Genomic DNA, 14,840 nt, shown 5'->3' on the forward strand with positions numbered 1-14,840 from the left:
ACGTGGAACCACCTGAATCCATTCCGAACTCAGAAGTGAAACATGTCAGCGCCGATGGTAGTGTGGGGCCTCCCCATGTGAGAGTAGGACACCGCCAGGCATCCAAATAAGCCAAAAAGGCCACCCATGCGGGTGGCCTTTTTGCTTATGGGCTCCGCAAAAGTGTCCTACGTGTAGGCGCGGCACGGCCGCGCGTACGATGGTGCGTCCACCTTGGCGCCTTCTCATGCTTGTGACCGCCCGGAAGTTGCACGGCAACTTCAGGTGCGAACGCGAGGCATGGACAGCCGAGCCGGACTATGTCACATGGACGTGTTAGAGCTCGATGCGCGGCACCGCCGAGCGTTGCTCCATGTCATTCAAATCACGCGTAACGCGCCGCATTGCAGCGCCTTCCCGTATTCATGATACAGCGCAGATCTAGCCAAGCGACCTACCAGCGCGGGAATAATTTTCAGAGAAAATTGTTGGTGTGCCGCTAGGGAGCGTTTGCACCATCCGCGGGCTTGTGTTGAAGTTTGACGGCAAGGCATATAGGCATATAGAAAAGTAGCCGTCCTTCTGGGGCGCGGTGTTTTGGGAAGCTGTAAAATGAAAAAAGTAATTACCGTATCAGTTTGCTTATCAATTTTGGCTATCGCGCTTTTGATGAGTAATTTTCTAGATAATGGACACAACTCTGCAAATGAATTGTCGGTTCACAAATCCGAATCCGAGTTAAGCATCCATACAGATATTGATGGAGTTGTAGATAATGAAACAGGCTCACAAGTCCAAGTTGGTGTTACTGGAAATTTAAATCATGACCTGGATGTTGATAGCATCGATGGCGAGAGACCAAACGGATCCGCTGCTTTGAGTCAAGATCCAGCCCGAGTTTTGGTTGAAGATGACTTTCTACAGTTTGCTGATAGATTAATTTTTCACAGTACAGATGCAGAAAATAATACAGAAAGTAAAACGCATGTTCAGAATTCTATAGACCAATTTGTGACTGCTCATCACTTGAGTGGGGGCGTCTATGTTGAGTACAACGAGTGTAATCAAAGGACGTGCATTCTGTCTGTCGGTATACTAAATGGGATGGTAAGTCAGGAAGAATTTGAAATGCTTCAAGAAGAGTTGCTATTTGGAGCTGTTTCGGATGTTTCCAATGTAGGTGGCAGTTTTGCTGTGATTGAAGGTGATGATAAAAAACATTGCGTGTATTCTATGACTTAAACGGTTAGGTTAGCAATTACACACACCCAAAAACGACACACCGAATAAACCTAATGGACAAAACCATTATTGACGATATTACCTACCTACCGAACTGGTTGTCTGAACAACAGGCTGATACGGCCTATCAGGCCCTTAGCCGGGAACTTGCGTGGCATCAAGGCGACGTATTCATCTTCGGAAAATGGCATAAAATTCCTCGTCTTCAGGCCTTTCATGGTGAGCCTAACTTAGATTATCGATATTCGGGAAAGTGGCTAGCACCCGAGCCATGGACTCCTGCGTTAGCTTATATGAGAGAACGGCTGTTCCAACTAGGGTTTCAACCCAACGTGGTTTTGGCGAACTGGTATCGCGACGGCAACGACAAAATGGGCTGGCACAGAGATAACGAGCCTGAGCTTGGGCCACAACCGGTTATTTTGAGTATTTCGTTGGGAGCGGCAAGGGACTTTCACCTTCGCCATCGTGACACTAAAGAAGTACAAAGCTTGTCGCTAGAGCATGGTAGTTTACTGATTATGCGAGGAAATAGTCAGGAAAACTGGGAGCATCAGGTGCCGGCTCGAAAGCGCTGTAAAGAAGGGCGCATAAATTTGACCTTTCGCACCATAGTTCGGTAGTCCGGTCGCCATTTTCTTTTGATCACGCACAAATAAAGAACCTTAAAAGCATTGTAAGAGTTGCTAATTTAACCAGAATGCTCTACATATTAGTAAATGCTAATTTAAGGTGTGTTATGGCTAAGCATAATAAGCGTATAAAAATGGACCGCCGAACCTTCTTGCAGTTACTTGCGGGTACGTCTGCTGTAGGTTTAAGTGGTATCGGATCGATTACCGCAGTGCAAGCGAAGCCCGTTACCACAAACGCGCGCATTGTTATTGTTGGTGCCGGCGCTGCGGGCGTGTCGCTGGCGAATCGCGTGGCTCGAGAAACTGAAGGTGCGCAAATTACCGTTATTGATCGAACAACCCGTCATGTGTACCAGCCCGGCTTAACTTTAGTTGCCACCGGCACTTGGCAAGCCAGTAAAGTTATCGATATTAATTCAGCCTATATGCCGAGCAAAGTGAATTGGTTGCAAGAGATGGTGGCTGAATATCACCCCTCGCAAAATAGGGTGGTTACCGATCAAGGCACACAGGTTGCTTACGACTATTTACTGATTGCAACTGGCTTGCACGTTGATTTTGACGCTATTGAAGGTATGAGCTCAGAGCTTATCGGCCAACATGGTATTGGTTGTGTATACGACTCTCCGGAGCATGCCGAGCGTACCTGGAGTGCACTCGAAAGCTTTAGCAAAACCGGCGGCAAAGCGGTGTACACGCGTGGCGCAGGTGGTATTAAGTGTGCGGGCGCACCGTTGAAAGTTACCATGCTTTCCGAGCACTACTTCCGTAGAGAAAATGTACGAGACAACATTGAGATGGTGTATAACTCTCCGTCGGCGGGGCTATTCTCACAGCCCGACATTAACATGTTTCTTAAGGAGCACTTTCCCGAACGTGGAATTCAATTAAATTGGCATCGGCGTTTGGTTGCAATTGAGCCTGAACGGAAGGTCGCTACATTTACAACTCCAGAAGGTAACGAGCAACAGGATTACGATTTCATTCATGTGGTGCCACCGATGCGTGCTCCTGATTCGCTCGGTCAGTCTGATCTCGCTTGGCAAGAGGGAAACTTTGCTGCAGACGGAAACTGGCTCGAGGTAGACCGGCATACCATGCGTCACCGCCGTTACCCTAATGTATTTGGTGCCGGTGATTGTGTCGGCACTCCTATAGGTAAAACTGCAGCAAGTGTAAAAGCACAAGTACCAGTGGTTGTGCGTAATTTGTTGCGCGTACTCGACGGCAAACACCCCGACGCGACCTACAACGGCTATACCTCGTGCCCACTGGTAACCGAACAAGGACAAGCTATTTTAGTTGAGTTCGATTACGACCTTAATATGGTGCCTTCTTTTGGTTTTATAAACCCACTCAAAGCGGGTTGGGTGCCTTGGTTAATGAAAGACTACATGCTGCAAGGCGCATACAATGCCATGCTTCGTGGCAGAGTATAAGGAGCCAAATCATGCAGTTTTCTCTGTTGGGTATTTTGTCGGTGGTACTTGAAGTAGTCCGGCCCTATTTGTGGATGGTGGCGGTGGTTGGCTTGATTGAATTGGGACTTATTATTCGTTTGGGAATGCGTGCGGGTAAGCTAAAGGTGAGTCGGCCAACAGTAAGGTTGGCAATGAAAATAGCCGCCGTGGTGGGTTTACTTGCACTCGTGTTCGCGCCCTCCTTAACGGGAGCGTCGCATGCGAGTGTGCAAGGTTGGCTCGATTACACTGCACTTGTTGGTATAGCGATTGGCGTTTTTGTGGGTGCGTGGCTACTTCTGTTGGTTCCGATGCAGTTAGTTCAGGCCAGCTCTGGAACTAAAATTGACTAACAAACAAACAACAATACTTTTAATTTGAACCTGTTATACTTCGCGTCCGCTTGGGGAACCGAGCGGATTGAATGACAGTGGTCCCCTATCTTGCAGGCGTTTTGCCTGGCAACTTTAAGAAGCCACTCGCGCAATACAGAGTATTGCAATACGAGTGCGCTCAATTGAGAACAGGGTTTAAGGGGCAGTTGTCTAGCGCGTACTTCGAATAGAAGGCGCCGGTGCCCAGCCTTGGTTCTTGAATCGTCTATGCCATCTTCTGGCGAACGGTCGTTTTACCGAGTCTGATCAATTAATTTTCCGTCATCTCGACGGCCGTTAGATAGTGGAACAAATATGTCTGAATTTAATACTTTTTCTGCTTTGGAATTACCAGAGCCAATCCTTCGTGCCATTTCTGAAATGGGCTACGACACCCCTACTCCAATTCAGCAGCAGGCTATTCCTGCATTGCTTGATCACCAAAACGTGTTGGGCGAAGCACAAACCGGTACGGGCAAAACCGCAGCATTCGGTTTGCCTGCTTTAGCGAATATCGACACCAAGGTTCGTGGCGCTCAATTACTCGTGGTTGCACCTACTCGTGAACTTGCTTTACAGGTAGCCGAGCAAATCGAAGCCATGGGCAAATATATGAAAGGCCTCAATGTTGTGACCGTTTACGGTGGCTCTGCGTATGGCCCGCAAGTAAAAGCTATTCGTGGTGGTGCGCAGGTTGTGGTGGGTACACCGGGCCGCCTTATGGATCACTTACGTAAGGGAACCATGGAGTTAAGTCAGCTTAAAGTTGCCGTACTCGACGAAGCAGACGAAATGCTCAACATGGGCTTTTTAGAAGATATCGAATGGATCATGCAGCAGGTTCCAGAAACCGCTCAACGTTGCTTGTTCTCTGCAACCATGCCACCACAAATTCGTAAGATTGCGAACACTTTCTTGACGAACCCAGTGCATGTAAAAATTGAGTCGACCAAAGCGACCAAAGCAAACATTACGCAAAAAGCCTGGAAGGTTCAGGGTTTAACCAAAGACGCTGGTCTTGAGCGTATTCTTGAAACTTCAGACTATGAACTTGCTCTGATTTTCGTGCGTACGCGTCAAGACACGCTAACGCTCGCAAGCCATTTGCGCGACCGTGGTTTTGCCGCCGCAGGCTTGAATGGCGACATGAACCAAGACCAACGCGAAGCGACAGTTAGCGAATTGAAGGCGGGTAAAGTTCGCATTCTTGTAGCAACTGACGTAGTCGCTCGTGGTCTTGACGTACCGGGTGTTACCCACGTATTTAACTACGACTTACCGCAAGACGCTGAGTCTTATGTTCACCGTATTGGCCGTACCGGTCGCGCGGGTCGCTCAGGTGAGTCTATTTCGTTTGTTCGCCCACGTGAAATGCACATGTTAAAGCGCTATGAGCGTGCAACAAACGGCACCATTGAAATGGTAGAAGTGCCACGAGGCCGTGAATTAACCAAGCACCGCATTGAAAAAGCGCAAGCGGCTTTATTGCAAGTTATGGAAAAAGAAGACATGACCACCATGACGTCGTTGCTGACACAATTGGTGGAAGGTTCAGAGCGCACTTTAGAAGAAGTGGCTTCAGCCTTGTTGTTCGAATTCCAAAAACAGCGCCCGCTTATTGTCAAGGAAGAGCCAGCACCACGCCGTGAGCGTTCAGAGCGCCCAGAGCGAAATGCACGTGACCGTAATGATCGTGGCGCTAAACGTGGCGACCGTTTCGATCGTAAAGGCCCAGCTGCCGGTCGTGAGCGTGACGCTAAACGGAAACCGCGTCGCGATATGAATATTGAGTTCGATACCTACCGTTTAGCTGTGGGCAAAACCCACGGTGCACGCCCAGGTGACGTGGTTGGAGCAATTGCCAACGAAGCCAATTTAGACAGCAAATTCATTGGTGAAATTCAGCTTTATGACACACATACAACTGTGCAACTTCCGAAAGGTATGCCCAGCGAAGTGGTGCGTAAACTGCAAAAAGCGCGTGTTCGCCAACAGCCTATGGGCATTACGCTAGTACGTGGTAACATGGCTTCCTAATTATAGGAGGCCTTTCCATGAAAAAAACGATCAGTACAAGCACTAAAATAAGTGTAGTTATGGGGCTTACCGCATTGGTAAGCCTTTCTGCATTTGCGCATAACCATGGCCAGCACGGTAACAAAGAGCAAGGGCACGGCCAGCAAGAACGGGCGCAAGCGCATGGGTCGCATGCCCATCTTTACCCAGCAAATATGGTTGTGCACCTTCGCCCTACCCGAGGGAACGAAGGTAAATTTGGCATGGTTACGTTCGAACGTACCGACGACGGCGTTAAGGTAATGGCGCACCTCGAAGGTATGCCTGCCAATAGTACCCACGGTTTCCATGTGCATGAATTTGGTGATTGCAGCGCGCCAGACGCCACTTCTGCCGGAAGCCATTTTAATCCAAACGAAACCCAACATGGTGCGCGCGACGCAGAGCATCGTCATGTGGGTGACTTAGGCAATATTGAAACCAATCGCTCGGGTATGGCGCATGTGGAGTTTGTCGATCAGGGCTTAACTATGCGTGGTCCACATTCGATTTTGGGTCGTGCGGTTGTGGTACATGAGCAGGCAGACGATTTAACCTCACAGCCAGTGGGTAACGCTGGTGCCCGCGTATTGTGCGGTGTTATTGGGGTTGCAAAGAACTAATTACCGCTCAATGGTATAGAACAGGTCGGCACCCGAGCCAAGGGTGCCGGTTTGCGTTTCAAAGTTCAAATAATCGGTAAGCCGATAACGTATAAAGAAAGTGCTAACCGGCTCTACAAGCCCCACGCCATAACGTACATAAAGCCGGGGCGACAAATGCTTACCAATAAATAGCGATGTACTTTCTAAGGTATCGCCCCCGTCTAACATAATTTCGTCTACTCCAATGCTCTCGCTAAGGCGCTCGCCGAGAATATTACCGCCTTGCATGCCAAGCGCTAAACTCGCTTGTAACAGCATATTTTGGTCGGAGTCTCGCTCGTCGCCGAAACCGCGGCCAAGTACCAAATAGGACAGTATTTCCGCGTCTTGCAGTGTTGGCGTTGAGAATAGGCTCATGGTCGGTTCTTGTAGCGAACCGCCTACCCGCGCGCCCACGGTAATTTGGTCGGTTTCAAAGCGCCTTGTAACTCGTAAGTCGAGCCCAGGGTTCGAAACCACGCCTCCGGTATACACTAATCGGCCGCGCTCAATTGTCATTTCTTGGCCGTAAATAGCGTAGCGACCGCTTTGCACGTCTATATTACCGACGGCGGTGGTTTCTTGCCCTGGTTGTTCGATAATCCGCACACGTCCACCGAGGCTACCGTCGAAACCGTAGGCTTGAACCTGTACGTTTTCGCCTAATGAAACCTGAATATCAATGTCATAGGGGTTACTGCTGGCGTTTTGCCATACCGTTTCTTCACCTCTAACCACAATGGTATCGCGAGAGCTTAACGACACGGACTCGAAATCCGGTGGCGTAATGAGCGCCTGAGGTATTGCCAAACTTCCACGCAAACGCATAAGGTTTGGGCCAACACGTAGTTGTAAGTCTGGGCTCATCGTTAAGCTAATTTCTCGGCTTTGCATCGCGGTAAAATTGCTCCCCGTTACGTTTAAGTCGGCAATATGGGTATTAAGGTTGTAGTTACCATTCAACGCTAAGCTGCCTTGGCCAGAGGTTACACTGCCCGATAGTGTGAAAGGTTCGCCAGTGTCTGTGGGTGAACGTAAAGCAAAGTTCAAGTCGGTTAAGTTTAACCCCGCACTGGCAACCTCGGCCCCCGCGTTCATAAGCTCAATGCTACCGCCAATATTGGGTAAAGACACCGGTCCCGCAAAGCTTAGGTCGCCACGGAGTTCACCACTTACGTTTTGTAACTGCGGTGCAATGAGGCTCACGATGGCTAAATTTTGGAAATTTAAAGCCGCTTCTCCCATTATTTCACGGTCATTTGCAAACGGGCGTTCAATAGCAAATGCACTTGTGAGGCTTCCGTCGACAGCGTCGGTGGTGAGTGATACACGAGCGTCTAGTTTTTGCTCATTTCCGGTAAGGCGGAAGAGTTCGCCGGCCGACAGCCAAAGCGATATGTCTTGTTCAGGCAGGGCTATTCGGGTGTCGGTTAGCTGCACAACCGCTTGATATGAACGCGCTTGGTTTTGCTGACTATATTCAGCGGTAACGCTTAGTGCGCCGTCTAGATTGAAACTACTGGGTAGCCAAGGTTGTAATAAGCTAAAGCTTAACTCGTCGATATCGATATGGCCTTGTAAGAACTCTTGCTTCGGTTCCCATTTAAAGCCGCCACATAAGCGCGCTTCTCGCGAGCTCACACTCACGCAGAACGACTCCACCATTGCTAAGTCTTCGGTGTATCGAATTGCAACAGGCTCTTGCAGTAACCAACGGCCTAGCGCCGGTGAGCGCCATTGAAGTTGCTCGAGCACACCCTCCCAAGCGCCATTTTGCCAGCGGCCCGCGAGTTCTAATTGGCTGTCAAAGTCTTCACCGGTTATGTCTGCTTTCAGTGTATAGCGTTGATTATCAGCGTGGTTAGCCTGAACCTGTCCGCTGAGGGGGGCGGATTGATTTATGCGCAAGCCATCAAAAGAAATAGCGCCGGTAGGTAATTGAGCGAAGGACTGATCAGCATGGAGTTCAGCATTAAAATTACTAATTTCCGTGGTTTTCCATTGCACCGCTTCCCCTTGGCTCTTGAGAGCCACTGTTGGCGCGGCCAGCGTTCCTTCTATGCGCGCCGCGGCTGTTACGGAGCCAGCAATGTCGGCATAAAGTCGGCTAAGGTTTTTACTTTCGAATGTTGCATCTAGTGCGAGCTGTTCACGGCTAGCGGTGCCCGCGATTTTAATTTCGGTTTCGGCTGCCGAGAGTACTATATTGCGAAGCGTTAAGGTATTTTCTGTATAGTTGAGCGTACCGCTGGCCTGTATTTGCTCACCCCATACGTTGCCGTTAAGCGTATCAATTGTCACCTTCGCTGCAGGGGCGTTACCCCACAGGCCTTGGCTGCGAAGTGTAGTATTGAGTGCGCCTTGTAGAGGCTGGGGAAGCGGTAAAATAGCGAGATCTAAATTGCTTAGCGTTAAACTTAGATCCCATTCGGGGGCTTGTTGCCAAGCGGCGTTACCGCTAATTTCAAGCGCTCCGGACTCGCTGTCTAAAACTAACTTAAGCGAACGCGCTTGCTCGAAGTCACCATCAAAATTCACCGCTAAGTTAAAGCCTGGATAATCCTTTAGCGTGCCGTCGCCAGTCATTTCTAGCAAAACAAGATTTGGGCGAATGTCGGCATAGCCGGAAATGTGCGTTTCAAAGCCATATTCACTCGCCATAATCGCCAACTCAGAAAGTTCTGCGCGTTGCTCCGAAAAGCGCCCCTCAGCAGAGAGCGTTACTCGGCCGTGCTGGTCTGAAAATGCACTTGCTAAAACATCGCCGGTTGCATAATCGATACCGCCTTGCCCTTCAAACTGAACAACAAATTCTTCAACCTGTTCCTGTACTACAGGAAGTTTAATATCAGAAACTTGCGCGGCAACGCGCCATGCCGGGTCGCCAGACAATAGTTGATTTACCGTGCCATTGAAGCGAGATTGAATACCGCCGTTTGTTGTTAACGCGAGTTCGAAAGTCTCCAACAAGGCACCTTCCATGGTTATCTCGAAGTCGGTTTCAGGCAGCGGGCCCATAGTGGCAGCACCGGTGAGCTCCAGCGTAAGTGGGTAAGCGCTTTGAGGGGTCAGATGGAAACGAGAATCGAAGGCAAACTGCGGATGCACCACACTCAGGTTATGAATGCGTAAGCTGTTGTTTTCATAACGCCCTCGAAGGTTTAGCTCTTGTAGAACGAGCGCAGTATTTAAGTGAACCTGAGTGAAAGACACATGGTCGAATCGGGCGGAAAAATTGAGCACTATATCTGGCAGTACAATCGGCCATTCGAGTGGCGATTCAGGCTCGTCTGGGCCAGCTTCGGCGGTAGTGAGCAGGACGTTGTCGACCTTAAGCTGGCGAATGTGCAGCTGCTTGCGCAGTAATTGCCAAGGCCGCCAGCGTAAGTCAAGGTGTTCGATTCGGGTGGTTGTGCCGGTAGCCGACTGGAACGCCACTCCCTGCAACGACACATCGCGAAGCAATACTCCTTCTACGGATTCGATTTGCAACATGGGTTGTGCAAAGTGGTTCAGCAGGCTCACGCTAACGCGTGTACCCGTGGCCGTACCGAGCAACGCGGTAATCGTGCTAATGAGCAGCAAAACAGCAAAAAGAACATAAAGTGCGACACGTTTTATGCTCATAAATCGGGCCCTAGGGTTAAATGGAGCCGTAAGGTGTCGCCAGGGTCGCGTAAGCCAGAAGCAAGGTCAAAACGAATAGGCCCCACAGGGCTTTGCCAACGAAAGCCAATACCAACACCCATTTGCATGGGGTCGTTAATATTGTTAAACGCGTTTCCTGCGTCGAAAAAAGCAGCCACTCGCCAGTTGGCTCTAAATTCATAATCTAGCTCAGCACTACCCACTATAAGGTGACGCCCACCCTCAACCTCTCCCAGCGAGTTGCGGGGCGAAATTGACTGATAGGCATAGCCGCGAATGGTTCGGTCGCCGCCGGTATAGAACCGCAGTGAAGTGGGCACTTGGTCGAAATTGCCGGTAATAGAGGTGCCTAAGTCGAGCCTTGTCAGCAAACGAACTTTATCGCCCCAAGGCATAACGTGCTTTGCTGCCAGAATGGTTTGTGCAAAATCGGAATCCGACAATAATGCTGCAGCGGCACCGCGTACAGTAAGCGATAAACGCCAGCCTTCATCTACGTCGAGTCGGTTCTGTGTGTGAATACGCGTCCATTGGGCGCTTGGCAAAAGGTACTGAGTTTTCCGGATCACACCATCGAGGGTGTCTCGTTCGTCTTGCCAGTCGAGCGACAGCACGCGCTCGGTCCGCGTGAACTGCTTTTGCCAACTCACCCCGAATACGATGCGTTCATATTCGGTGTTATCGGTATTCTCGTCGGTCCATAAGGTTCGAAGTACATACTGGTCGGTTTGTGGTCGCTGACCGGGAATGGTGTAGTTTGCCCCCACACTACTGCGCATTTCCGACGCCTGCACCTGCGCAGTAAAACGGTGACCGCGGGTGTTTACCCAGCGCCGGTTCTGCTCAAAACTCAAGCGCGAACCGGTGTCGGTTCCATAGCCAATACCAAACCGATAATAGGTTCGCTTGTTCGGCTCATAATCAATTTGAATTGGCACTTGTTGTTGGTCGGTGGCTTCAGCCCATAAAGGCTGCACTTCAATGCGGCTAAAGTAGTCGCTGTCGGAGAGCCCGAGTTGTAAGTCGAGCAAGCGACTGGACTGCATATAATCGCCTTCCGAAAAGCCGATGAAACGGCGCACCACGTCGGCGTCTAAATGGCCCTCCGAAATAGCCACCTCACCGAAGCGATAACGCGGCCCCGTGTTTAATGTAAGGAAAACATCGGCTGCATAGTCGTCCATGTCTATCCGTAGCTGTTGCTCAGTAAAACGCGCTTCGTAATAACCCCGATCAGAAGCAAGCCGGCGTAGGCGTGATTTCGCTGATTCGTAGTCGCTATGCTCCAAACGCGCACCGGAGCGCACGTTTAGCGAAGAAATTAAAGTTTGAAACGCGTTATCGCCTTGGCCTTCACCCTGAACGGCAATCGATACCTGACGGTAGGAAATGGGTTCGCCAAGGGTTATCTTGTAATTGGCATACCAATCGCCGTTTCGTTGCTCTAACGAACGCTCGAGTTCATAGCGGTAATACCCATAGGGTGAAAGGGCGCGGCGAAAGTCGCGGGGCGCTTGATTATGCAAATAACGTACGCGGGCATCACCTGGGGCGAGTTGTTGGTGGTAGGCTTGAATGCTGAGCAGGTTCACCACGTTAGTGAGCACGCGCCCATTTAAGCCCTCAATAGTAACGTAAACCCGCGCAGTGTCCTCTTCGGCCTGAACTACGTTTGTGCATAACAGCAAAAACAAAATAATGGCGGGCAAAACACGTTGCAATTCACACTCCTAGTTTTCAGCGCACACCGCTGGCCTTCCGAAACGCCTGCAATGCCGCCTCCGGCTTTCCTGTGGCGAGTAAGGTTTCGCCAAGAAGCCGATAACCATACTGGTCGCTACGAACGGCTAAGGCTTGATTCAACGCACGCTCAGCAAGTTCGAAATTACGCTCAACAAAACGAGTAGCGGCGTAAAGCAAAAGAGCGTCGGCATTGTTGGGGTGTTCTTTTACATAGCCGCCAATCCAAGTATGTAGAGTTTCGTCGCTAGCCCAAAGTTCAGGGCTTAGGGCAATAATTTCGTGTAAATTCAATACGCCGCGTTTGAGCCCTTTCGCCGTTACTTTGGCAGCAACAGCATGATGCCCTTTCGCCACGAGCACTTCGATATAAGCAATACGCACGGCCGGCTCGTTGCGTTCATTGCGGGCCAACGACCGCCAAGCTTGCTCGAGCGCCTGTGCGTTGCTGGCAGTTCGAAAATAGGCTTGAAAGCAGAGCCGTTTAATTTTGTGTAAGCGTGTTGCACTGAGTGCGCTTTGCCGCTCTATGCTGGGTAATAAGTCGCGCAGTGTGTTCCAGTGGCCAAAGCGTGCCAGCTGCTCAGCAATAGCGCGCCATTGCGCCGCAGTGAGCTTTTTACGCTTGCTTAAACCCTGCGCCAAGGTAAGGGCTTCATTGGCGTCTTGCGTGTTAATGAGTTGCAGTAACTCTAAGGCGTCGTCTTCAAACCCTGCTAATCGAGCATCGGTGAGTAGTTTGCGTTGTTGCTCGCGTTCACCAATTTCGCCGTAGGCAGCTGCAGCGAGTGCATACGCAAGTTGCGGGTCGGGGTGGTGCGAGCGGCTGTTGTCGGCGAGTTTCGCGCAGTGTTCATAATCGCGTTGTAACCAAGCATTGAACGCTTGCCGTAACTGCACCACAGCGCGGTGTTCACGTTTTGCGTGGAGCCATTTTCGGGTTCCTAAGCGGCCACCAACAATGGCGCGAAAGGCTTTGGTAAATAATGCAATAAAACCAAGGGCGGCTAACAACAAAACGATGAAAACGACCAGGCTGGTTTCTAGGGTATAACCCCATGCCTGAATCATGATATAGCCAGTGTTGCCACTCCAAATAGGCGCAACAATAATGCCAAGAATTAGAGCGAGAATGAAAAGCGCTGCTTTAATCACGGGCGAGGTTCCTCCACCGCTGCAGGCTCACTTTCAAGATCGCGTAGCCGTTCTCTTAACATGGCGCGCGACAACAACTGTGTTGGAAATTCAGGGGCAATGTCTAATTCTTTCAACGCGTTTAACGACGCCATAAATTGGCGGGTTTCATTGGCTTCTGTGTTGAAGTAGTGCGTAATCAAATACTCAATTTCAAATAAACTGGTACTAAATATTTCTTGTTGCCGACGCATAAGAGCCTGCTGAGCGAGTTGCAACTGTAACTCTAACCGGCTGTTCACCACCAAACGTTGTTCAGCATTCAATTGCAGCGGAATATCGGTGTTGCGTTGAATGCGAATCATGTCTTTGCTGAAGGCTTGCCACGCATCCGCTAGGTTGCTGCGCCAGTCTACATTCTCGCGTGCAGACGTTGCTTCGTCTGTGGTTGTGCTGTCGCTAGTCGTGCGCTCGGGTTGCGCTAAGGGTAAATTGGGTACCCCACGCTGTAATTCATTTAAAAGTACGGTTACGCCGGAGTAGTCAACTGTAGGTACTTCTTCGATCATGCGAATATCGCGTTCGAGCTGGTCGACAATACTTTGCTGGCTGCCGTCGTCGGCCAATATGGTGCGAGCAGTGGTCAACAAAATTAATGCCACGCGCGGGTCACCGTCTACATTCAACCTTTGTATAGCTACATTTACTCGGTCGTAGGCTTCTTGCAGCAACCAAGCTTCGCTGTTATTGGTTTCTACGCGGCTAACACGTTGGCTAAGTCGTGCAATATCGCGCTCGTATTGGCTTAAGCGTTCGCGCATAAGCTGCTGCTGACGCTCTTGTTGTTCGGCAAGGTTCTGGGTTGCGTTTTGCTGGCGCTCATTACTCGCCTCTAGCTCTCGTTGCATCTGTGCTTGCATGCGGTTGGCTAAGCGCTCTTCAAATGCGGCGTCGCGCCGTTGTGCTTCTGTTAACCGGTTACGCAGTGCGTCGAACTCCTGCTCCGCATGGCTTTGGAATTGTTGGTTTTGTTGCCATAAAAACCACCCCCCAGCGGCGAGCGTGAGCACGCATAAGAGGAGAATAAAGAGAAGAAACCGAGACCAAAATCGACTCTCTTTTTTTGCTTTGGGTTGTTCGGGTGCGTTTTTAGCTTCAGTCATGGCTTTGTCTTCTTTTATTCGAGTTAAGGCGGTGCGTATATCGGCGGGCATAGCACTATGTGCAAGGTGAATTCTTTCGGCTGGCACATTAAATTCGGTTAAAACTTCAGCCACTCGCTCGCTCGGAACACACCAATGGCATGTGCGTGCCCAAGTGCTGGCTTCTTCTTGTGCGCGTAATTGTTGGCAAAAAAGTTCGGCTTGCTCTTTGCTGGTTACTACAATTTTATTCACGCTGGTAAGCCAGTTTGGCAACGACTGGTTTAAATTCGTTTCGGTTGGCACGCGCGTATACACCTCAGCAACCGTCACTTTAGCGCCGCGGTCGCTCAGTGTATTGCGAAGCAGCGACCGGCCGTTTTCACCCGTAATAATCAGCCAGTGCTGACCTTCTACATGCTGCAACTCTGCCAGCTTAAGCAAAGTCTCGCTGTTATGGGCTTGGGTCGGCCAAGTTACTGGGGCTTGGCTAGCGCGGCGCAGCGGCTCGGCAGTACCCGGGCCTACAGTAAAGTAACCCAGGTTAGGTTTCGGCCAGGGGGGGTTGCTGCGAACGCGTTCAAAAAAGCGCACGGCATTGGGGCTCACCACCACAATCCCATGCCACGGCTGTGTACACCACTGAGCAGCAACGTTAGGCTCGACGGTAAGGGCGCGAATATCAACCATGCTGTGCGTATAAACCGAAAATCCACGCTCGCGCAGCAGTAGTTCAAGCGGGTCTGATTTTTGCTCTGCACGAATGAGTAATACGCCCTTCGCCACC

10 protein-coding genes and 1 rRNA gene are annotated in these 14,840 nt (G+C 50.4%); 7 read left to right on the forward strand and 4 right to left on the reverse strand.

All coding sequences use genetic code 11. The annotated features are described in order from the left end of the window. The 7 genes from rrf to DQW12_RS08905 form a co-directional block, all read left to right on the forward strand. Nucleotides 1-100 (forward strand): 5S ribosomal RNA (rrf, locus tag DQW12_RS08875); the annotation flags it as partial. Nucleotides 101-591: 491 nt separating this feature from the next. Continuing rightward, nucleotides 592-1,221 carry a hypothetical protein gene (locus DQW12_RS08880; RefSeq protein WP_113907510.1) on the forward strand — a complete coding sequence of 210 codons (630 nt, stop codon included), beginning with the start codon at nucleotides 592-594 and terminating at the stop codon, nucleotides 1,219-1,221. 53 nt (nucleotides 1,222-1,274) lie between these two features. Next, nucleotides 1,275-1,844: an alpha-ketoglutarate-dependent dioxygenase AlkB family protein gene (locus DQW12_RS08885; RefSeq protein WP_113907511.1), complete on the forward strand. Its 570-nt coding sequence runs from the start codon at nucleotides 1,275-1,277 to the stop codon at nucleotides 1,842-1,844. A gap of 116 nt (nucleotides 1,845-1,960) precedes the next feature. Beyond that, nucleotides 1,961-3,295, forward strand: coding sequence for an NAD(P)/FAD-dependent oxidoreductase (locus DQW12_RS08890; RefSeq protein WP_113907512.1), 1,335 nt, complete (start codon nucleotides 1,961-1,963; stop codon nucleotides 3,293-3,295). A gap of 11 nt (nucleotides 3,296-3,306) precedes the next feature. Then, nucleotides 3,307-3,669, forward strand: coding sequence for a hypothetical protein (locus DQW12_RS08895; RefSeq protein ID WP_113907513.1), 363 nt, complete (start codon nucleotides 3,307-3,309; stop codon nucleotides 3,667-3,669). A gap of 336 nt (nucleotides 3,670-4,005) precedes the next feature. Beyond that, a complete protein-coding gene (locus tag DQW12_RS08900; RefSeq protein WP_113907514.1) occupies nucleotides 4,006-5,727 on the forward strand; it encodes a DEAD/DEAH box helicase in 1,722 nt (573 codons plus the stop codon). Nucleotides 5,728-5,744: 17 nt separating this feature from the next. Further along, nucleotides 5,745-6,368 (forward strand): superoxide dismutase family protein, encoded by a 624-nt coding sequence (locus DQW12_RS08905; RefSeq protein ID WP_113907515.1) that lies wholly within the window; start codon nucleotides 5,745-5,747, stop codon nucleotides 6,366-6,368. Here DQW12_RS08905 and DQW12_RS08910 read toward each other — a convergent pair whose 3' ends face one another. The 4 genes from DQW12_RS08910 to DQW12_RS08925 are packed head-to-tail and all read right to left on the reverse strand — an operon-like array spanning nucleotide 6,369 to nucleotide 14,839. Continuing rightward, on the reverse strand, nucleotides 6,369-10,016 hold the full coding sequence (locus tag DQW12_RS08910) for a translocation/assembly module TamB domain-containing protein (RefSeq protein WP_113907516.1): 3,648 nt from the start codon (nucleotides 10,014-10,016) through the stop codon (nucleotides 6,369-6,371). Further along, complete coding sequence (locus tag DQW12_RS08915) at nucleotides 10,013-11,758, reverse strand: autotransporter assembly complex protein TamA (RefSeq protein ID WP_113907517.1); 1,746 nt, start codon at nucleotides 11,756-11,758, stop codon at nucleotides 10,013-10,015. Before DQW12_RS08915 ends, DQW12_RS08910 begins: the two co-directional genes overlap by 4 nt. Before the next feature lie 16 nt (nucleotides 11,759-11,774). Next, nucleotides 11,775-12,932 (reverse strand): heme biosynthesis HemY N-terminal domain-containing protein, encoded by a 1,158-nt coding sequence (locus DQW12_RS08920; protein WP_113907518.1) that lies wholly within the window; start codon nucleotides 12,930-12,932, stop codon nucleotides 11,775-11,777. After that, the gene (locus DQW12_RS08925; protein WP_113907519.1) at nucleotides 12,929-14,839 is read right to left on the reverse strand and encodes a uroporphyrinogen-III C-methyltransferase; all 1,911 of its coding nucleotides are present in this window, start codon (nucleotides 14,837-14,839) and stop codon (nucleotides 12,929-12,931) included. The genes DQW12_RS08920 and DQW12_RS08925 overlap by 4 nt, the downstream gene beginning before the upstream one ends. Nucleotide 14,840 lies beyond the last annotated feature (1 nt).

The organism is Aliidiomarina celeris (genome assembly GCF_003316875.1).
GTDB lineage: Bacteria > Pseudomonadota > Gammaproteobacteria > Enterobacterales > Alteromonadaceae > Aliidiomarina > Aliidiomarina celeris.

Excerpts from the sequence above, each read along its gene's own strand:
- DQW12_RS08885 (WP_113907511.1), top strand. The coding sequence starts at position 1,275 with ATGGACAAAACCATTATTGACGATATTACCTACCTACCGAACTGGTTG.
- DQW12_RS08910 (WP_113907516.1), bottom strand. The coding sequence starts at position 10,016 with ATGAGCATAAAACGTGTCGCACTTTATGTTCTTTTTGCTGTTTTGCTG.
- DQW12_RS08890 (WP_113907512.1), top strand. The coding sequence starts at position 1,961 with ATGGCTAAGCATAATAAGCGTATAAAAATGGACCGCCGAACCTTCTTG.
- DQW12_RS08880 (WP_113907510.1), top strand. The coding sequence starts at position 592 with ATGAAAAAAGTAATTACCGTATCAGTTTGCTTATCAATTTTGGCTATC.
- DQW12_RS08895 (WP_113907513.1), top strand. The coding sequence starts at position 3,307 with ATGCAGTTTTCTCTGTTGGGTATTTTGTCGGTGGTACTTGAAGTAGTC.
- DQW12_RS08905 (WP_113907515.1), top strand. The coding sequence starts at position 5,745 with ATGAAAAAAACGATCAGTACAAGCACTAAAATAAGTGTAGTTATGGGG.
- DQW12_RS08900 (WP_113907514.1), top strand. The coding sequence starts at position 4,006 with ATGTCTGAATTTAATACTTTTTCTGCTTTGGAATTACCAGAGCCAATC.